Annotated in this window: 20 protein-coding genes; 1 reads left to right on the top strand and 19 read right to left on the bottom strand. The window is 39.6% G+C overall.

Features of this window, described 5'->3' with window-relative positions:
• Window positions 1–8: 8 nt before the first annotated feature.
• A complete protein-coding gene (locus DU508_RS03865) occupies window positions 9–2948 on the top strand; it encodes a DNA polymerase III subunit alpha (RefSeq protein WP_115401504.1) in 2940 nt (979 codons plus the stop codon).
• Here DU508_RS03865 and DU508_RS03860 read toward each other — a convergent pair whose 3' ends face one another.
• From DU508_RS03860 to DU508_RS03770, 19 genes are all read right to left on the bottom strand, one after another.
• On the bottom strand, window positions 2949–3239 hold the full coding sequence (locus tag DU508_RS03860) for a helix-turn-helix domain-containing protein (RefSeq protein ID WP_115401503.1): 291 nt from the start codon (window positions 3237–3239) through the stop codon (window positions 2949–2951).
• Window positions 3220–3531 carry a helix-turn-helix domain-containing protein gene (locus tag DU508_RS03855; RefSeq protein WP_115401502.1) on the bottom strand — a complete coding sequence of 104 codons (312 nt, stop codon included), beginning with the start codon at window positions 3529–3531 and terminating at the stop codon, window positions 3220–3222. Before DU508_RS03855 ends, DU508_RS03860 begins: the two co-directional genes overlap by 20 nt.
• 180 nt (window positions 3532–3711) lie before the next feature.
• Complete coding sequence (locus tag DU508_RS03850; protein ID WP_115401501.1) at window positions 3712–3990, bottom strand: molybdenum ABC transporter permease; 279 nt, start codon at window positions 3988–3990, stop codon at window positions 3712–3714.
• 137 nt (window positions 3991–4127) lie between these two features.
• A complete protein-coding gene (locus DU508_RS03845) occupies window positions 4128–4577 on the bottom strand; it encodes a DUF3872 domain-containing protein (RefSeq protein ID WP_115401500.1) in 450 nt (149 codons plus the stop codon).
• A gap of 12 nt (window positions 4578–4589) precedes the next feature.
• Entirely contained in the window at window positions 4590–5150 is a 561-nt protein-coding gene (locus DU508_RS03840; RefSeq protein WP_115401499.1) for a conjugal transfer protein TraO, read from the bottom strand.
• 21 nt (window positions 5151–5171) lie between these two features.
• Window positions 5172–6074, bottom strand: coding sequence for a conjugative transposon protein TraN (gene traN / locus DU508_RS03835; protein WP_115401498.1), 903 nt, complete (start codon window positions 6072–6074; stop codon window positions 5172–5174).
• Window positions 6075–6160: 86 nt separating this feature from the next.
• Entirely contained in the window at window positions 6161–7501 is a 1341-nt protein-coding gene (gene traM / locus DU508_RS03830) for a conjugative transposon protein TraM (protein ID WP_115401497.1), read from the bottom strand.
• Window positions 7488–7772: a nitrogen regulatory IIA protein gene (locus DU508_RS03825; RefSeq protein WP_115401496.1), complete on the bottom strand. Its 285-nt coding sequence runs from the start codon at window positions 7770–7772 to the stop codon at window positions 7488–7490. Before DU508_RS03825 ends, traM begins: the two co-directional genes overlap by 14 nt.
• Window positions 7773–7792: 20 nt before the next feature.
• The gene (locus DU508_RS03820; RefSeq protein ID WP_115401495.1) at window positions 7793–8224 is read right to left on the bottom strand and encodes a hypothetical protein; all 432 of its coding nucleotides are present in this window, start codon (window positions 8222–8224) and stop codon (window positions 7793–7795) included.
• A gap of 13 nt (window positions 8225–8237) precedes the next feature.
• Entirely contained in the window at window positions 8238–8861 is a 624-nt protein-coding gene (gene traK, locus DU508_RS03815) for a conjugative transposon protein TraK (protein WP_115401494.1), read from the bottom strand.
• 21 nt (window positions 8862–8882) lie between these two features.
• Window positions 8883–9878 carry a conjugative transposon protein TraJ gene (gene traJ / locus DU508_RS03810; protein ID WP_115401493.1) on the bottom strand — a complete coding sequence of 332 codons (996 nt, stop codon included), beginning with the start codon at window positions 9876–9878 and terminating at the stop codon, window positions 8883–8885.
• A gap of 2 nt (window positions 9879–9880) precedes the next feature.
• Window positions 9881–10513 carry a DUF4141 domain-containing protein gene (locus DU508_RS03805; protein ID WP_115401492.1) on the bottom strand — a complete coding sequence of 211 codons (633 nt, stop codon included), beginning with the start codon at window positions 10511–10513 and terminating at the stop codon, window positions 9881–9883.
• Between the two features lie 27 nt (window positions 10514–10540).
• Window positions 10541–13045: a TraG family conjugative transposon ATPase gene (locus DU508_RS03800; protein ID WP_115401491.1), complete on the bottom strand. Its 2505-nt coding sequence runs from the start codon at window positions 13043–13045 to the stop codon at window positions 10541–10543.
• Window positions 13042–13374: a DUF4133 domain-containing protein gene (locus DU508_RS03795; RefSeq protein WP_115401490.1), complete on the bottom strand. Its 333-nt coding sequence runs from the start codon at window positions 13372–13374 to the stop codon at window positions 13042–13044. The genes DU508_RS03800 and DU508_RS03795 overlap by 4 nt, the downstream gene beginning before the upstream one ends.
• A gap of 11 nt (window positions 13375–13385) precedes the next feature.
• Window positions 13386–13691, bottom strand: a complete 306-nt coding sequence (locus DU508_RS03790) for a DUF4134 domain-containing protein (protein ID WP_002979435.1) — start codon at window positions 13689–13691, stop codon at window positions 13386–13388.
• 202 nt (window positions 13692–13893) lie between these two features.
• Window positions 13894–14520, bottom strand: a complete 627-nt coding sequence (locus DU508_RS03785; RefSeq protein ID WP_115401489.1) for a hypothetical protein — start codon at window positions 14518–14520, stop codon at window positions 13894–13896.
• Between the two features lie 12 nt (window positions 14521–14532).
• Window positions 14533–16812: a ThiF family adenylyltransferase gene (locus DU508_RS03780; protein ID WP_115401488.1), complete on the bottom strand. Its 2280-nt coding sequence runs from the start codon at window positions 16810–16812 to the stop codon at window positions 14533–14535.
• Window positions 16799–17962, bottom strand: coding sequence for a ComEC/Rec2 family competence protein (locus tag DU508_RS03775; RefSeq protein WP_115401487.1), 1164 nt, complete (start codon window positions 17960–17962; stop codon window positions 16799–16801). Before DU508_RS03775 ends, DU508_RS03780 begins: the two co-directional genes overlap by 14 nt.
• A 301-nt stretch (window positions 17963–18263) precedes the next feature.
• The gene (locus DU508_RS03770; protein ID WP_115401486.1) at window positions 18264–20996 is read right to left on the bottom strand and encodes a tetratricopeptide repeat protein; all 2733 of its coding nucleotides are present in this window, start codon (window positions 20994–20996) and stop codon (window positions 18264–18266) included.
• Window positions 20997–21095: the final 99 nt, after the last annotated feature.

Genomic DNA, 21095 nt, shown 5'->3' with positions numbered 1-21095 from the left:
ATTTTGTTATGTTAGTTAATCTGCACAGCTATTTTAGTTTGAGGTACGGTACAATGAGCCTTGCAACGCTCATTGAGAACCTTCGTACATATGGTTATGATACGGCAGTATTGACGGACATTAATAATTCTTCGGCAACATTGGATTTTATCAAACAATGCCGTGAAGCAGGGATAAATGGATTGGCAGGAATGGATTTCAGGAACGGCAATCAGTTCTTATACGTTGGAATTGCTAAAAACGAAGAGGGCTTTAAGGAACTGAACGATTTAATGACCTTTGCCAACCGTAACAAATCAGACTTACCAACCGTAGCACCCGAATTTAAAAACGCATTTGTGGTTTATCCCTTTGGCTCGATTAAGGAACAGGCACTAAAGGATAATGAATACATCGGCATCCGTCCACAGGAAATCAATAAATTTATTGTTGCTCCCAAAAAGCATTGGGAACGTTATGTAGTATTACAACCTATTTCATTCCTGCAAGCCGATTTTCAACTCCACAAGCAATTGAGGGCTATTGATAACAATATTCTTATTTCCCAATTGTCGCAGGAGCAAATCGCACAGGAAAGTGAAATTTTCATAAGCAAGGCAGCACTTATTAAAGCGTACAATCCAGTACCTATATTGATAGAAAACACCAACCGTTTACTGGCTGAATGCAGTTTTAGTTTTGATTTTAAAAGCACAAAAAACCGTAAGACCTTTACGGGAAACCGATTTGATGACAAGCAACTCTTATACAAATACGCTATTAACGGTTTTGCCAAAAGATATGGTGCAAATGACAAACAGGCGAAAGAGCGTGTATTAAAGGAGTTGGATATAATTGACAACCTCAATTTTTCCAGCTATTTTCTCATTACAGACGATATATGTCGATATGCGAGAAGCCGAAATTTTCACTATGTTGGCAGAGGCAGCGGGGCAAATAGTATTGTAGCCTACTGTTTAGGTATTACGGATGTATGCCCCATTGAACTGAACCTGTATTTTGAACGTTTCCTGAACCCCAAGCGTAAAAGCCCACCAGACTTTGATATTGACTTTTCGTGGCGTGACCGTGACGAAATGTACGATTACATTTTCAGGCGATATCAGAGTGAACATACCGCACTAATGGGTGCAATGGGAACATTCAGTGACCGTTCCATTATCCGTGAATTGGGGAAGGTTTATGGACTGCCTAAAAGTGAAATAGACCGTCTTGTAAACGAGCCGGAAAGTATGCTCAATAAAAATGAAGTAACCAATACAATATTGTCTGTGTATAATCAGATGGCAGACTTTCCGAACCAGCGAACGATACACGCTTCGGGCGTTTTGATTTCTGACAAGCCACTCACGTATTATTCTGCACTGGACTACCCACCAAAAGGATTGCCTACCGTACAGTATGATATGTATGTGGCAGAAGATATTGGCTTTGAAAAGTTTGATATTCTTTCCCAAAGAGGCATTGGACACATCAAAGATTGCAAGGAATTGATACGTGCCAACAAAGATATAACGGTAGATACCTCAAACCCCAAACGGTTCTTTACCGACCCTGTTATTGCGGAGCAACTGCGTTCGGCAAATACTGTCGGTTGCTTTTATATCGAAAGTCCGGCAATGCGACAACTGATAGGCAAATTACGGTGCGATAATTACCTCACATTGGTCGCTGCAAGCTCTATCATTCGCCCGGGCGTGGCTTCATCAGGAATGATGCAAGCGTATATTGAAAGGCATCTGAACCCCGAAAAGGTTGAGTATATCCACCCTGCTTTTAAAGAGCAGTTGGAGGACACTTACGGTATTATGGTATATCAGGAAGATGTGATGAAAATAGGGCATCATTTCGGAGGTTTGGATTTAGCGGAAGCCGATGTATTGAGGCGTATGATGAGTGGAAAATACCGGAACGTTAATCATTTGGCAGAGATTGAAGACAAATATCACAGCAATTGCCGTGAGAAAGGTTATCCCGATGAGGTAGCCAAAGAGGTTTGGCGGCAAATGCAATCATTTGCAGGATACAGCTTTAACAAGGCGCACAGTGCATCTTTTGCAGTAGAAAGTTATCAGAGCTTATACTTAAAAACCTACTACCCATTGGAATTTATGGTTAGTGTACTTAATAACTACGGTGGCTTTTATTCCCGTGAGGTTTACATAAATGAAGCGAGAAAAGCAGGTGGAAATATCTGCCTACCTTGTGTAAACAAAAGTGCCTTTGATACGTCCATTGACGGGAGCGATATCTATTTAGGATTTGACTGTCTGCTGAACCTCGAAAATAGATTAGCTCAGCTTATCCCTGAAGAGCGGGAACGCAACGGAGCTTACCTAAGTCTGGAAAATTTCAACCTGCGTACTGGTGCAGGATTAGAACAGCTAATTATCCTTATTCGTTGTGGAGCATTCCGTTTTTTGGGAGTAGGAAAAAAGGAACTGCTTTGGGAAGCACATTTGCTTTTGAATAAAAGCAGGAATACCAAATCACAGGTCGGACAGTTGTTCGAGAGTAGTACCGAAAAACCACAATTGCCTGTATTCGTTACCGATGAATTGGAGCACCTTTATGATGAAATTGAGCTAATGGGCTTTCCCGTTTCGGGCAGTATTTTTGACCTCGCCAAATCGGATTATCGGGGTAATGCAAATGCAAAAACACTGGCTTCATATCGTGGGCAGATTGTGAGAACAGTTGCTCATTTGGTTGCATCCAAAACGGTACGGACTAAAAACAAAAGTCTGATGAAATTCGGAACATTCATTGATGTGAACGGCGATTTTATTGATACGGTACATTTTCCGCAAAGCCTCCAAAAATCGCCATTGCGGGGTAATGGTCTTTATCTGATAGAAGGCAAAGCAGTTGTAGATTACGATAGTCCCGCCATAGAAGTACATCGCTGTGCGATGATGCCCATTAAACCCGACCCAAGAAGCGTTTAGCTATACTTTAATGCTGCTATAATTTTGCTCCAGTATGGTCATAATATCCGTTTCCTTATAAATAATTTTACCGCCTATTTGTATATACGGCAGAATATTATCATCACGGTATTGCTGTAAAGTCCGCTTGCTGATATGGAGCAGCTTGCAGACATCTTCGCCCGACAAGTAAATTTCTCCGTTCATTACAGGGCGGTAGTTTTTCAATATGCTTTCAATACGGTTTCTTAGCTGCCTAATCATTTCCTTATGGGCGATGATTTCGTCATTGTCATTCGTGAATAAATCCATTTTCAACAGTATTGTACGGCTGTCCGGCTTCGAGCAAAGCCTGTACATCCGAAAGTTTATAATAGTTCTTACGGTTCAGTTTTGAATGAGGCAGCAAGCCTTTGTCCTTGTAGGTCTGCAAAGTCCGTTTGGTAATGTTCATCATCAGGCACACTTCCTGGTTATCGAGCCATTGCTCTTCCTTGAAAATGGGCGTGTATTTCCGAGTGGCTTTTTCGGTCAGTTCCAAAAGCTCCTTTATATCATTCTTCATTCCGTCTAATGCGGATTTCTGTACTGCGATAACTTCCATAGTCTGCTCAATTTTTCTGTGGAAGTCGAATTTATAAAGGCTTTTTGCAGGGTTAGGAAAGGTTGCACCCGTTGGCTTTGAAAGGCAGTATTTGGCAGTTTATTATTGTCATTAAATGAAAAATCGGATAACCTTTTGGGCTACCCGATTTTGTTTTAAATCTTGTCAGAAGAATATGTATCAGCGTTGGGCAGGTTGTTCTGCATTCACTTCCTGCTGTTGTTTTTCCTTTTTCTCACGGGAATACACCCACAATGACAACAATCCGAATATAATCAGTGCATAAGCTATCCATTTGCCAACCCTTTCGACAAATTTAATAAAGACAGAACTTTCATAAGAGGAAAATCCCTCTGCTCCCATAGGGCTGCGCCTGTAAAACTTTCTACGGTTAATCCAGTAACGAAGCCCCAAGCCTGCAACCAAAAATATTATACCTATAACCAATGAAGCGACCATAACCTATGCTTTTAGTATTCCAGTTGATAAATTTAAAAAATATTGACGAACCTTTAAAATTATCCCTGTTCAATATGCTGTAAATCAGAACGATTTACCTTTCGATAAGCCGTTTTTTCTGAAACATACAAACCAATTTAATCACTACTGTTAAACTGAAAACTTATCTGTTTTTCGTTCCCGAAACTGTCGGAAATCCAAACCTCAAAGGATTGCGATACGGCAGAAGCGGAAGTATAATACAACCTGAACTGCTCTGTGGGCAATTGGTAAAGGTCATTGGGCAGGTACGGCGGTTCATCATAATACTGCAATATGCCTTGTCCGTCAAACTGGAAGTAACGGATGAAATACTGCGTGTTGCTGTAATTTCCTGTTCGCTGTATGGTAATGCGTATCTCAACGGTCTGCCCATTGGCAACATCTTTAGGTACAGGCATCACTTTTACCTCAAAAGGAAAATCATTCTGTATTTCGAGTTCATCGTCTTTGCTACAAGATACCAGCGAAATTGAGCCTGTCAGGATTGCCAATAATAGGTATATTGGCAGTAATCCCGTTCTGAATTTATTGAATATTGCTATCATCGTTTTTACGTTTTAAAAGTTAAACCTTAATCCCAAACCTGCCGATGGTCGGAACTGCTGTAAGTCTGTACCCCAAAGGACTTTTGTACGCCCTTGTAAGACGAGTACAAAACGGTCGGACAGATACGTTTCAAAAGTCAGGCGACCACCTGTACCATAAATGAAATTATCCTCGCTCAGTATCTGAGCTCCGTCATACAACATTGCTTCGCCCCGGTTGATGGTTTCGTAACCGACCACACCAGTTATCCCAAAATTCAGCGTGATATTTTTTCGGGCATCGCCCAACAAAAAGAAGCTGTAACCGCCCTCTGCGGAATAGGTTTCCTGTGGGATGCGGAGGTCTTTGTAATCGTGGTACTGGTGCGTGTATTCCAACGCCCAAATCTGATAATTGCCATTTTTACCGTTCACGGTCATACCGATATTGATATAATAGTCATTGCCGATTTTGTCATCGGACAAAATACCTGTACTCACTTCCAATCCTTTTTGCTTTGGCAACATTCTTTGTGCCTGTGTAACCGTGATGGCCATAAAGATGAGCATCACGGTATAGATATACTTTTTCATATTATCTGCTTTAAAAGGTTATTAAAATTTTAGGTGCATATCGTTAATCAAACGAGCTTTGATTAAGTCGGAATTTTCTACCTGAAGCGTTTGATGTCTGCCGCCATTCTTCTCAAAAATCTCAATCAGCAATACCTTGTCATCGGCAATGGTAAATTGGTCAAGCAGAAACACATTTTGTTCAGTCGATTTTCCGTTTATTCCGTCCTCCAATGGCTTATAAGTTCTTAATGGTATCAATGGTCGTTCCTGCACTACGGTACGTTTGGCTACTTTCTTATCTACTAACTTGAAATTCACAAAATCAATCTGAAATGGTACATTGGACTTGTTTTTGACTTCCGTATGAAAATAGTATTTCCCGTTGTGGATGTAGATGCCTTTCAGAATGAAGTGTATTCCAAAACTCTTAGCCCCGATATGCTTTACAATCCTTTTGTCTTTCTTGTAAATGGTTTCCAATAACAAGCCTGCCAATGACGGCGAATTGTTGCCCAATTCCTCGAAAAGCACATCGTTTCCATTGGCTTTATCTACTGCCTTTTGCATAGTCAGCAGGTCATAGCTCAATGCTTCCGGGTAAGAACTGTAATACACATTGAAGCTGTAAAAACGTCCGTCATTGGTAATCACAGAAAAGTTCGTTTCCGGCTCAAAATCCCTTACGGTTGCCTTTACACGCAATACGTTTTCCGCATCTTCTGCCTTACCTGCAATCAGGTATTCGCTTCCTAAATCCACATAACGAATGGCGGTCGGGAAAATAAGGTGCGAAGTTTTATCGTAAGTAACTTCCATACGATACGGTTCTATCTTGCCCAGGGCAAGCGGTGTTTTTGCATTTACACTATCCTGTGCAAAAGAGCTTACGGCAAAGCCGATAGTAAGGGCGAATGCCCAAAAGGTTTTAAAAAGATTTTTCATCGTCTATAATATTTAATTTTAATGGTGATGAAGCTTGTCCTGTTGTACAGGACAGGTTTCATTGTTTTATTTATTTGAGTTCAACATTATTTTTTAGAAACGAGGAAGACCTGATGACCTGCCTTTAGGGTAACTTTGGGTGTTCTTACCTTTTTGGCGAAATAGCCCGAAATACCCTGCACCACGCCACGGCTTAAATCAGCAGCGACCTGTTGTCCGGCATTTTGCGTGAGCATTACACTGGTTCCTCCTGTCTGGCTCATATTGCCTGCCATTTCGGTAAGAGCATTCATTTCGGGAGAATACGGCACGTATAGTCCCGGTTGTCCGTCCAAATCGTAAATGGTAATATCCACGGGGATAATATTACCCTCCAATTCGATATTGGTAATTTTGAGTTGCAAACGTCCGCCCTGAAATTTGGCATTGGCGGTTACAATCGTTCCTTGCGGAATGGTGCGGATTGGCGTTTTTGCAGGTTCCAATAATCGCAATCTTACACCCGTTTCGCCGACAACCGTTTGTGCATCGTGTACACAGGCTTTGATACTGTTTTTCGGTTGCACCATTTGCTCGGCAGCACCTGCGGTATAAAAACCTCTGTTTCGGGTTTCACTCCAATCGGCTAAAAATGCACTATCACTTGGCTCACGGTACAAGGCTGATACGGTGTTTTTCCTTGTAGGCGTGAACGCCACAAAATGCTCTTTTTGATTAGTTCCCGAAGTTGCTGAAGCTGTACCACTATTAGCAGGAGTGGCTTCTGCTGTGTTCGTAGTACCTTGTGGAAGATACTTTGCCGCCATCTGGTAAGATTTTTCCATTAGGGCAAGCTGGTCATCAACGGTTGTAGGCTTAGGTATATCCCGTTCAGCTAATTGCTCTTTGAGTTCGTCCAACTGTCTGCGGAGTTCAATTGTTTCCGAATTGTCGTCCTGGTAGAAATTACCCAAGGTGCTTTGCATATTGCGGTAACTGCTCAATGCAGGATTGCCGTTTCTTCCCGAACCTCTGCTACCAACATAGCTATTGCTTTCGTCTTCTTCGGGAAGCTCATCTATGGGTTCATCTTTGTCTTCGGTATTCCAATAGTCCGAAAGTGTTGCAAGTGCATTGCGTTTTTCCTGCTCTTTGCGTTCGAGCATTTCCAACTCGTAAGCCTTGCCTTTGTCGGCAGGCATTCCTGCTCCTGTAGCTTGTGGTACGGCATCGTTCAACCCGATGTTCTCGATTTCGTTTTTGTCTGCGGAGGGTTTAAATATCAAGTACATACAGCCTACAAAGACAATTCCCATCAAGCCAAATATGAGCGGCTTTTTGAGTTTTTCGGCTTTGTTCTGTGTGCCATCTTGCAGCACATCGGCGGTTTCGTTCGGGCTACCTTCTGTTATCCGAACAACCGACTTTTTGTTCTCATTTTCTTTCATAAATCTGATTTTTTAAAATTGTTGATACTGTGTCCCGCAAGGCTGCCGGACTTTCACGTTTTTTGAGGACAGGGTTTTCGATATGTTCAATGACTATATCATTGGACTTTCCGGCATCATACCATACTTTGAGAACAACCCCTGTGGTAAGCAGCAGATAGCCCACAAAAAAGTACAGCGTATATTGGTGCTGTTTCCTTATGGGCAATGCCCGCCAACGGTCATCCAGCTTGTCAAAATACCTGTCCATATTTTCCCTTAATTTTTTCATACTATTACTGTTTGAGGTTATTACATTCTGAACCCTCTTTTGCGGGGAGCAAGCTGTTCTTTAGGCTTTTCGCTTACCTGGGCAATGGCTTCTTTCCTTGTCGGAAGCGAACTTGTTGAGAGGTCTGTCAATTTCGATTGCTTCAGTAATTGCCCGTACCGGTCTGTTCTTTCAATATTCATTTTCTGTACATCGAAAAGACCGTCTTCATACTTTACCCACATATTGCATTCAACCTTTGGCTTATCGTCACCATTCCATTGCAGGTAAGTTTTCAGCATCAGGATGTTGGGCAGCATCGGTTTATCCATTCCGTTTTTACAAGCCTCCAAAAACCTGCTGATGCTGTCTTTGATTTTGTCGGCATAGGCTGCCTCCGTTTGGAAATAACCATCGTACCCTTTATCGGTCAGGGTTTTTGCGAATGTGTCTAAATCAAGTGACTGTTTCATATCACTTATTTTTTTAGCGTTCGATGACTTCTATATCCCGGTTTTCTACCACCGAAAATTTTTCGATGTTAAAGCCCTGGGGATTGTTGTCGGAGCGAACGGAGTTTACGAGATAGCAGGAAGTAATCAGGTTGCGTCTGGTTACGTTGCTCGACCGGATAATGAACTGTTTGGCATAGGTTCGTACCGCATACGGATAGGTGTCGAAGTTGCAGACAACACTATCTACTTCTATGCGCTGCTGCACGTTACCCGAAATTATCCGGCTGTAATAGCCCTTTTCCGACAAGTCTTTGTAATAATCGAAAGCCGATTTATCGGCAAGGTTGAATGCCCTGCGCATATTGCTTTCGATAGCATTTTTGTCGGGAGCAAGCGTAAAGAAAAGCTCGTGAAAACGTCTGACGTGTTCCCTTGCTTCCACAGGTCGGTTGATACTTGCATCCTGCGATAAGGCAAGCATCAGTGATTTACCATTATCCAGTACATAGATTTTCTGGCGTTGTTCGTCTGCAAAGCGGTAGGATTGCCATACGGCATATCCTACCACGCCAATGCAGAGAACGGCAAACACAATGGCATACAAACGTATCTGCCTAAAGCTGTTTTCTATATTTCTTAGCGTTTTAAATTCCATTTTTAAATGATTTGATTGTTTTTATTTTCCCATTAATTTCCCACCGATATTACCTGCCGCCGAGCCTGCACCAGCTCCGGCAATATTTCCGGTTTTCATTGCAGCTTGGTTTACGTTGCGGGTAAAGTTCCCTGCACCTCCGGCTTGGATTACCCACCCTGTTACGGTCGGTATAGTGAAGTACCCAATGATGCCGATAATCATAAAAATGATGTACACCGTATTACTCGTATCAGGTATATAGGTAGGGTCAGCCAGCATTGCTATATCCCTTTCCAATATGAGGGATTGTATTCTTGCCAGCATAGAACTGAACAAATCCGAAACGGGAAGCCACAAGTAAACACTTACATACCGGGTCAGCCATTGCGTGAGCGTGGACTGAAACCCGTCCCATACGGAAATAGCAAAAGCTATTGGTCCGAGTATGGAGAGGACTATCAGGAAAAATGTTCGTATTGTATCAATAACCAAAGCCGCCGCCTGAAAAAGTATCTCCAGCAGATTGCGGAACCAATCTTTTATGGCTTTTTCTATCTTGTAGGCTTGCCTGTCCATATACATTCCTGCCATTGTGCCAATGTCGGAGGGCGACCAACCGAGTTCGTCCAGTTTCTTATCAAACTCTTCGTCTGATACCATATAGGCGGTTTCGGGATTTCTGACCATTGCCTCGTATTCCAATTGGTCTTTCTGTTGCTGCAATTGGTTCAGGTCGAGCACCTGGTCTTCGAGTATCTGGTGAGTCCCTATAACCACCGGGCTTAGAACCGCATTGATGGTTCCCAAGACGATAGTCGGAAAGAACATAATGCAAAGCCCCAAAGCGAACGGACGTAACAAAGGGAACATATCAATAGGTTCGGCACGGCTTAATGCCTGCCAAACCTTTAATGCCACATAGAACAATGCTCCCAATCCCGCCAGCCCCTTAGCCACTGCCGCCATATCGCCTGCAAGCGGCATCATATCGTCGTAAAGCGAACGCAGGAGTTCGTGAAGATTATCCCATTCCATTTTTACCAGTATTTTTGGTTAGCAGTTCCATAGAGTTCAAGCACTCTTTGGGCATCGTTTTTCTTTTTCGCTCTCAGGTAGCTTACAGAAATATTCTTATTGGTGTAGTAGCGAACAAGGCTGTGGTAGTCCTTAACTTCTTTGTACACACGGTCAATAATATCCATACGCTCTTTGTCGTTCAGTGAAAGGCTTGATGCTGTTATTATCTGTTTGAGTTCTTTCAGCAGTTCGGTACTTTCATTCAGCAATGCCGAATAACCGTTACCAATGGCTACCAATTCCTGTGGCGAAAAATTGGGGTCGTTCATCATCTTGCCGAAATTCTGCACATACATTTCGGACACATCACCTACCAGCAAAACAGTCTGTTGAACCTTACGGGCATCTTTCACAAGGTTATTGATTGCTTTGAGCTTATCGTAATACTCTTTGCCTTGCTCATATACTTTCTTCACTTCGTTGAAGTTCTTGACCACATTGCTCACGGTGGAAGAAGTCTGTACGATTTCGTTCGCAGAGTTGAGAATACCTGAAGCCAGATTTGCAGGGTCGGTTACAACCCATTGGGCATTTGCGGACGGTGCTACGGCAAGCATAAGTGCCGTACACACCAGTAACATTACTTTTTTCATTGTCTTGAAATTTTTGATTGTTAATAATTATTGATTTACCTGTTCACGCCGTTGCATAGCGATATGCTTGATGGCGAGTTCGACGTTACCGTCGAGTTCCGATGCGAGCTGCATCACTTCCATTTTTTCGGTTTCTTCGGTGGTGTATGCAAGATATTCCTCCAAACTAACTTCGGTGGCATATACTGCCGAGTGTGTACCACCTAAGCCAATCCAAACCTCTTTGTACAGTCGGCTCGCATCGTTGTTCATATTGATGGAAAGTACCTGACCTTTCTCTTTGTCCGTCAATCCGAGCATCGCTTGTATGTCATCGAATTTGTTCATATACTTACGTTGGTCTAAGAGGATTTTGCAGTCGGAGTTATTGATGATACTTTCCTTTACAATGGGCGACTGGATAATGTCGTCCACCTCCTGCGTGACCACAATGGCTTCTCCGAAAAATTTCCTCACAGTCTTAAAGAGGTACTTAATGTATTCTGCCATTCCTTCTTTGGCAATCGCTTTCCAGGCCTCTTCAATCAAAATGAGTTTGCGAATACCTTTCAGCCTCCGCATCTTGTTGATAAAGACTTCCATAATGATGATGGTTACTATGGGAAAGAGGATTTTGTGGTCTTTTATCGCATCAATTTCAAACACGATAAAGCGTTTGGAAAGCAGGTCTAATTGCTTATTTGAATTGAGCAGATAATCATACTCGCCACCTTTGTAATAGGGTTCGAGTACGTTCAGGAAATTGGCAATATCAAAGTCTTTTTCCCTTACCTGTTTTTCTTCGAGTACCTTACGATAATCGCCTTTTACATACTCATAGAAACCGTTAAATGACGGGTAAATATCTTCCTGTTTGATACGCTCGATATAACCGGAAACCGCATTGGAAAGAGCAACTTCTTCCGAACGGGTTGGCGGTTCATCATCACGCTTCCACAGTGTCAGTATCAAGGTCTTGATACTTTCACGTTTTTCGATATCAAACACGCCATCATCGGTATAAAAGGGATTAAATGCAATCGGGTTGTCTTCGGTGTACGTGAAGTAAACCCCGTCTTCGCCTTTGGTTTTTCCTTTAATCAGCTCGCATAAGCCCTGATAGGAATTACCGGTATCTACCAAAAGTACATGTGCACCCTGTTCGTAATATTGCCTAACCATGTGATTTGTAAAAAAAGACTTACCCGAACCTGACGGACCAAGAATGAACTTGTTCCGGTTCGTGATAATCCCACGTTTCATCGGTAAGTCTGATATATCCAAATGGATAGGCTTTCCCGTAAGCCTGTCCGCCATTTTGATACCGAACGGAGAGGGCGAATTGTGGTAGTTGGTTTCTTCCGTGAAGAAGCACAGTGCCGGTTCAATGAACGTGTAAAAACTTTCTTCGGAAGGAAAATCTCCGGCATTGCCCGGCATTCCAGCCCAATACAAAGTGGCTACGTCCGTAGTGTTATGTCTGGGCTTACACTCCATCAACGCCAACGCACTACCGCAATCATTCTTTAGCTGTTTCAGTTCCGCAGGATCTTCCGACCACGCCATAATGTTGAAGTGTGCTCTTATGGAAGACAGCCCGAACGAATGTGCTTCGTTCAGGTATTTTTCTATCCATTCTTTGTTGATTTGGTTCGCACGACTGTACCGAGCCAATGAGTGCATATTGCGGGCAGACTTCTCAAACTTTTGCAGGTTGTCGTCGCTGTTATCTAAAAACAAATACTGATTGTAGATGTGGTTGCAGCTTAACAACAAGCCCACAGGTGCGGCGAATGATAGACGGCAATCGCTCCGGTCGGTAGATAGCTTTTCAAAACGGGTATCTGCCGATACCGTTCCAGGCAAATCGTCCGTATCGGACAAGGTATGCAGCGATAACCTTTTATTTCCGATACGGACTTCTTCAGCCCCCAATGCGATGTCCTGCATTGGGGTTCCGGCTTCTCTTGACAGCGTAAGGTATTGCTCTAACAATCCCTGCTTTTCATCAGTGCCGATAATGTCATCTTCGGTCAATCGTCTAAGCGTTACAAAACCACTATCGTTTACGATACGCTCAAATTGAGCAACCGCCTCCATAAAGCGGTGTATCGTTTCCTTGTTCCTGATTTCTTTTGGTATCAGCATTCCTTTGCAAAGCGAACTGAAGTTGCTTTGCATACGCATTCTTTCCTTAGTGGTCTTGGTCAGGAACAGGTAGCAATAGTGGTTCAGAAATGGTCGCTCGTTGAAATGACTTTGATAGCTTTTAGACAGGAAACTTTGGTCTTCCTGTGCTAAATCGGGAGCGTAGTTTTCTTTGATGTACCAATCCTGCTTATGGATTACCGTAAAATCGGGCAAGGTTTTGATTGCCTTGTGCCAAGCGGAATGAACGGCTTCATATTCCGCAGATGCTACCGTAAACAGCTCCGGCAAACGCACTTCAAAGCAGGCGGTAATGTCCGCATCTTTGGAAAGGATGCAGTTGTTCTCTACTGCCAGCAATGGAAATTTGTTTTCCAGCGTTGTTGTCTTTGCAACGTTTCTCATAGGGCATTCGATTTAGGAGTGAATTTTAAATAGCGGTGTACAGGTTTGCGACAGATGATGTAGCGGGGATGCCTTTTATTCGCACCAATTTTCATTAGTCCGTGTTCGCCATACTTTTTGTTTAGTGAAAAGGTCTGCCACACAATGAGCGAAGCACCGCCTGCTCCGAGGAACAGGCAGATGTAAGAGTTTACGCCAGCCATATACAGTATCATCACGAAAATGAGTGTGCCGAGTAGCCCACCTGCAAAGATGAAGAGGTACTGTGCTTTCAGTCCTTTAAATTCCACTGTCCTGCCAATGCCTTTGTTTATGTTGTAACTGTTCATAAAGCAAAGGATTAAAGGAAGAATGAACGCAGGATGGTAGCCGCTACGATTAAGAAGATACACGCACCGAACCAGCTTGCCGCAGTCTTCGATGTATCAGGGTCGCCCGAACTGAATTTGTTGTACACCTTAACGCCTCCGATGAGCCCAACCACCGCACCGATGGCGTAGATTAATTGGGTTGCGGGGTCGAAATAAGACGTTACCATTTGGGTAGCCTCGTTGATACCAGCCGAACCGTTTCCCTGTGCGAACGCACCAATTCCTGACAGCATTGCCACGGCTGCCAGCAAAACTTTTTTTCTCTGTTTTTCCATAATTGAAACACATTAATTTGTTACAGTTTGCCCACACCTTGCGGGCTTTCGGAACAAAGGTGTTTCGGAAATCAAAGCAATCTAACAAAGTGGCTGTCAAAGGAATGATTTGGCGTTGAGTGGCGTTGTAGAACTGACTTATATAAAAAAAGCATCAAGCTATTAGGCTTGATGCTTTCAAATACCAAAGTTACTACTATAACTATTTACTTTCTACAGCCAAAACATTGGTAACAAATCTTCGTCCTCTATTTTGTGCTCCTACAACTACAACTATATATTGAACCAGTAAGAAAGAAAAATAATATATGTTAATCGGCCAAGTTGCAATAACAAGAGCAGGAATTCCAATAAAGACTATAAATAGAAAGGACAATGAAGCAGAATCTCTAGCTAACAAGAACGTTCTGTGACTTTCGGAAATTACAATATCTAAAGTGTTTTTCTGGTAAATTTTATACCACAGCCTGTTTTGATCTTTGGGATTTTTAGGTAAATTCCCATGAATCTCTTTCAGTTTTTTTCTGTCTATTCGAGGATCTTCTTTACTTAGTTTTGAAAACGCTATTGAGCCTGGCAAGGGGTTTTTGAGTTTCCAAAAAACCAGTATAGCTTTTTGATTGCTTGATAATAAACCATTCAATAAAAACAGCAGTAATGGAGCTATAGATGCACCAAGACCTTTTATTATTAAAACGATATCGAATTCATTTGCTATTTCTTTAAAATACTGTGGGAAGATTATACCACATATAATTAAAATATTTGCTGACAGTAGGATCCACAATTGTGGAGTATTCTTTGCCTTTAAATTCACAGGTTTTTCCATATTCACTTCAATTTAAAATACGTAAGGAAATATACCGGTTGGAGTAATAATGGATAAAAACACAGGCAATGGCGGTTGAAGATTACTACATTCTTCTTTGTGCTTCTTCACGCTTTCCATATCCTGTTTACTAAGACAATTAGGTCCATCAGGATGAGTGTGCCATTCCCCGACATAACCAATTTGACCTCCTGAACTCTTTTCTATTGCTGAAATTTCATTCGCTAAACCATTTTGTCCTCTGACAAACTGTGTTGTACTACCTTTGCTATCCAAAGGAGCTTTGATCGAACCAGTAATATGAATTGTTTTCGTTTTATAATTACAAACACCAACAAATACACCTCCCGTCTCATTTTTTCCAGCAATCGTAAACTCTTTAGTCAATTGCTCTACAATACCTTGCTTAAATCGAATTTCCCAATTAGTATTGTTAACTGCCTGAAACATATCAAATGGTTTTACATTAAACACCTGTGTTTCAATTCTATAGTCTTTTGAATCTATAATGCGATTCAAATATATTTTACCTTCCGCTGACATCATACTCATTTCTTTCTGTAGAACACCAGAAAAATAAGATGCATGAGAGGAAATTTTATGGTCTGATAAAACTGTCGTTTCCGAATTACAGCCTACACCAACATGCACTGTTAAATTAGAGTGAGCGGATGCCTGTTCATTCTTAAGCCAGTTTCTAATATTCAAATCGTTTTCAGCAAGACTAAACAAATACACTTGCAAATCATCCAATCTGGGGTTTCTATTATTACCTTCTTTGTACATTATCCCCAAATTTCCAAAATCACTTATTGAGGCACTTACTACATGATTATTATCTATATTTCTTAATGTAGACAATCGATTAAAAAATGCTTCGGAAGCAGTAAAATCTAATACCCAATCATATTTCTCAAATGTTTCTTTTTGGCCTATAAGCCCATCCTTAAAAGAAGTACCACTTATTATTTTTGTATTTTCATAAGGGTAAATTTTCTCTATTTTTTCTGCTAATGCTTCGGCTTTATTGTGACCTACATCCTCTCCAAATAATGTGTGTCTAACTAAGTTATGCGGAGAAATATAATCTGGGTCGATCAAAGTTAAGTTTGTCTGTCCAGATCTCGCTAAATGCATTATCATCTTAGATCCGATTGCACCACACCCAAAGATAACATTTCTTTTGCTGTCTGAAATTTTGTCCAATCCTGATATATGACCGGCTAATTTTTTAGTTAGAGGTTGGTTGTGCGATAACATATCTATCGGTACGTTATTGACAATTTTTTCCTGTTCGATGTCACTGGAAGTTACCTTAAAGCGTAGGTTTATGAATTCTACATTCGATGAATAGCCAATCAGTTGACTAGGTCTACGTATTCCAATTATTACAGGAAAATAGATATACTCGTTTATTTTACTATAGGTAGTAATGAATTTTTCAAACTCTTTATATTTAATATGATAATACTCACAAAACAATTTAAACTCGTCCCATGACCTTGGAATATTTACTTCATATTCTCGTCTTATCACATCTTCTTCACTCCATAGCACATATCCGTAATAATATTTCTTTCTTGTAACATCTTCTTTGTCTTTTTTACGTTCCTCGTCAACTTCCTTAATAGTAGTAAGTGCATTTTTATCAGTAATCGGCCTAACAAATTTATACGTATACCTACCCAAATTACTCGGACGTTCGAACAAGACAATTGAAAACTTATCTCCAAATTCAAAAGCTGCTTTATTAGCAACAACAGTCAGAAGGGTATCATAGTCATAAATTATACTTCCCGAGTATCCCTCTAATCTCAATGGTTCATATTGTTCACCATTTTCAGTTAACTCACCTGTAGCACCATCTCTAAGCCAGTTGCTTATTCGTATTACGAGGTCTTCAATCCTTTTATTTGCATACCATTCGTCTGCATTTCCTCTTACATAACAGAAGGCCGGCGGGCGATTATTAACTGCTACATAAAGATGAGCAAGATTGTTTTTAGGAAAATCTAACCTGTCAGTATAAACTCGAGGAGCTGAAACTGGATAATTAATTAAATCAAACACAAAAATAACAGGCTCTTTTTCTCTAATGTCTAAATCGTCAAAATTCCCCAGACTAGGTAAGTCAATATTGATCTCAATTGGAATAGCGATTCTACTATTTCCCCAATCCAAAATCTTTACTTGATCACCTTGAAGTTGACATAATGATTTTAGAGAATCCTGAATTTCAGGATTCTCTATATCATTAGTAAATAACGGTAGGCTATCACTAAACTTCTCCATTTCCGTATTTTGAAGTGGTGTTTACAATACCTAAACCAGCTCCTCCGGCAACCTTAGCTGAACCCTCAACATGCTTAGGTTTTACTATTCCTTGAGAAGTAACCTCAAACACGATTGGTTGCGGAATCTTGTTAACTATGTTATACGTAGTAGTATTCAGAAAATTTCCATCCGTTACTTTTTTAACATACTCGCGTTTAGCCTCATAATGAGGTGGATTATCCTCGTCATTTAAGATTTTTTTACTTGATGCAATAACCTTTGCATTATTCCTCCTGTAGTTTAAAACTTCCAATGAAGTATCTTTCGGATCAGGATTTTCTTCTTGTGGCCTATCGTTAAAGAATGACCAAGAGCAGTGATGAGGAGAAAGAAATAAATCCCATTTCAAAGCATGTTCATTTTTGTACTTTTTAGTTTTTTCTAAAATAATACACCATGAAGTGTGATCAGAATCCCCCCCAAACATTGCAAGAGTTGAGAAATCTTGCTGATAAGATGTCTTTTTAAATCTCGCTTGAAACACAATGCTCGTTGAATTTTTTTTATCGTCACCTAATGCTTCAAGATGTTCCTTGAAGGGGGCATGTATGAATATTGAAAACAATACTTGATTTCGGTCATTAAAGCGGTCTACTATGTCTCCTGGTTTAGCTCTTAAATGATCTAAGTCTTTATAATCTGTACTTCCGTCATACCCGATAATCTTAATTCTATTTCCTGCATTATCCTTTTTAGGGTCTTTGCTTCGATGTAGTGAAAGCCGGCGTTCTGCTTCCTTTTGGTAAGCATCTTCATCATCATTTGTATGTTCCTCAGCAATCATTGGAGAAAACCACATTGTGTCTACTCTGATAAGCCCTTCCTTCTTATCACTTTCTGAATATTTTTCGGGAGCTCCTTGATAGAAGTGCTTTTTAAAGCCTCTACAATGATCTTGATCACCATGAGTTAAGATAAATACGTCAACATAGGGTATACCATTACTATACTGCAAGCTTTGCAATAAATCTTTTTTAACATCATATGTTTCGTCGTTGTCACAATTCCTGATGTTACAATCAACCACAATGGTTGTTTTGTCTTCCAAAGTAATTAGAGAGGTATCTCCATTACCAACTGGGTAATACTTAATAGTAGCGTTTGCCATTTAATTTTCTTTTTTATTTAATTAATACTTTTATCATTATCGTCTACCTAATTTTATAAAAATGGTAGTCCTAGCATAAACATTAGCAAAGCCAGACGATCATTGACCACTATAAGAAAAGAAAATGACAATTATATTTGCACAAATAACAAGTTTGTTTACTTTTGTGCTATTCCAATCACAATATCATTTATCCATTCTCATAAGTGGACACTTGAAAGAAACAGTAGGCATAGTTTAAGTTGTCGCATTTCTTAAACTATGCTTAAATTTCTCTAATATTTTTTTTTACGTTTTTATTCTATTTTTTTCTCAAATTTTCCACCTCCTTTTTTAAATCATTAATAGTTTCTGTTAGCTCTTTACCAGCCTTAAGGTATTCCATTGGATAATCTTCCTTGAGCTCATTCATCATTAGGTAATATATAGGCTTCAGCATAGTTCTAAGATCCAAATCATTATTATCACTAAACATATCTAAAGCAATATCATATTCTCTTTTAGCAATCAGTAACAGGAAAAATTCTACAAGTTCTGAAATATTTCTGTGAGCATAGCTATCATCATCAGTGCTGTTATGTAAAATGGCAGCTTGCTTTTTTACAATGCCTATTGCTTCCGTCAAATTGTCGTTCCACAATAGTATTTTAGCATAAAGTAACTCAAAGCGACTATTTATATCGTCTGGTTTGTATTTTTCAAGCAACTCTTTTGTGAATTTTTTCCTATTATTTCTCTTAGATCTATAGATGCTCTGTACCCAACATCCTATCACAGAAGTATCGCCTAATTCTATTGCTTTCTCAAACATTTTATCCGACTTCTCAAACAGCCCTTCTCTGTGAAAGAGATGAGCCAACTGATGTGCTGATTCAGCATCATTATGTGATACTCCATTTTCAAGAACAGCAATTGCCATGTCGTTTTGTTTCTGTCTAAGATATAATCTTGCTAATTGAGTATACCCATCAATTTCTCCCTTGTCAATGGCTAATTTAAATTGCTCCTCCGCTTTTTTGAAACTTGGTTTGCTTTTAAACATGTAGAGTCTTCCAAGATTAATATTACTATCCTCTTCGTTCTCCTTAACCGCATTCAAAAGAGCTATCTCAGCATCTTTTTTCTTTTTCATTTTAGAAAACAATTTTGCCAAAGCAGTATTAGATTTATCTAATTTAGCCTCTACAGCATCTCTAAAATATTTCTCTGCCATTTCAAAATCATTAAGATCTAAATAAATATTTCCTAAGGAAATCAATGACTGTTTAAAATTCTTTGTCACAGCTTGTTTATGATATTTTATCGCTGACTCGTAATCCTTTCTCTTTTTATAAATACTACCTAACCTATTAGCAGCATATGGATGAGGATGTGGTAATGTCAATGACTTCTCATAATATTCTATAGCTTTATCAGGATCATTTAAGTGCATGTCATAAATAACTCCTAATGTGGTGGATGTAAATGTATTTTGATCATCTAAATTCCAAGCTGATTTTGCTGCGTCTAATGCTTTTTCATGATCTCCTTGCATTAAATAAACAGATGTAGCTAACATGAAATAATCAATATCTTTATTTTCTACATCGTTGAGTCGACTAACAGCTTCATCAAAACGCTCATCTTTTAAGAGCTTTTTAATGTCATCTAATACATCCTTTTCAGCAGTTTTTGCCCCTTTTAATATTCTGTCTGGTAAGATAGAATTAGTAGTACTAATCAATTCTTCCTTTAAATTCTCCGGGATGTTCTCGCAAGATAAAAATGTATTACCCATATCTATTGCAGCAACAGCGTCATACTTACCATCTTTAAGGTTGCTAATATGATTTTTAAGTCTTTTAGTTAGCTCACTTTCGTCACACCAAGCATCAAAAAATCGAACTAGCCATATCACATTTTCCTTATCATGTTTTCTTCCAAACCTCATTAAGTACCAAATATTCATAAAGCGTTCCTTTATTCTATATAAATGATTCTTTGTAGAAGTAGGCACCTTCTCAATCAATTGATTTTTTTCTAGATATGATAGTATCGATGATATATTTTTGCTTTCCAATCTAGTCCGCTTTGCGATTTCTTTAACAGAAATCGCGTCCCATTTTCTAGCTATAGCATCAATTACTTTCTGTTGTTGAGTTGAAAGTTGATCTAACTCAGACTTATATAATAGTGTTAATGTATCTATAAGAAGATAAAGGTCTTTAATAGCCTTGCCATTTTCATTATCTAAAAAAATCTGAAAAAGATAAGAGATTGTTCTTGGTACACCTCCAGTTAATCTTCTTAACGCTTCAACTCTACCGGGGTAATTCTCAATAATCTCTTTAATCTGATTCTCCTCTCCATATTGTTGACCAATTTTTATTAGAAGTTTTTCGCAATCTTGTTGATTCAGCCCATCCAATTGCACCGTATTAAAAAACTTATAAAATGGATCGCCAAAGTCAATTGTTCCATCATTGAAAGAAGTTGAAGAACCTATTATCCTAAAATGAGATTCAGAGGTTAAAATTGACTTAAGTCGCTTTTTTTCGTATTCATTTAGCTTCTTTAAAAAAAAGTTAACATTCTCGATAAAAAGAATGGCCGTTTTGTTTTTTGACTTCAGAAACTTTTGCAAAAAACTAAATGATGCTTTTTCATAATCTTCTTCCGTGTCAATAATCTTCTCAATGGAATCAGATAGTTTTTCCTTATAAAAATTATCATCAATTCCCATAGCTATAGCCTCCCAAAGATTCGTTAGATCAGATAAATTGTATTGTTCTTCCGAGAACATAATAGGAAGGTAGATATCCGACAGCAGCTTTTCATCAAGTATAGCGTAATTCAGTCTATGCATTAATGTTGTTTTTCCAGCACCGCGCTGTCCAATAATAATAGTGTTTAAAGATTTACTTTTAATATCTCCATTCACTAAAATGTCTTTGATATAATCAAACTCATTTGTTCGTACAACAAACCCATCTACTATCGCAGACTTAGATTTGCTCCCCGTATTGTTTCTTAAAAATATATCTTGCTCACTCATAGTTGACGATAAAAATTTTGTCAAAAATAGTGACTATTTTTTTATCGTCAAAATTTTTGGCGATTTTTTTTTCGTTAAAACCATTTTTATCATGATTGT

It is taken from the genome of Pedobacter chinensis, from assembly GCF_003339865.1.
GTDB lineage: Bacteria > Bacteroidota > Bacteroidia > Sphingobacteriales > Sphingobacteriaceae > Pedobacter > Pedobacter chinensis.
This window is presented reverse-complemented; position numbering and strand designations above follow the sequence as displayed.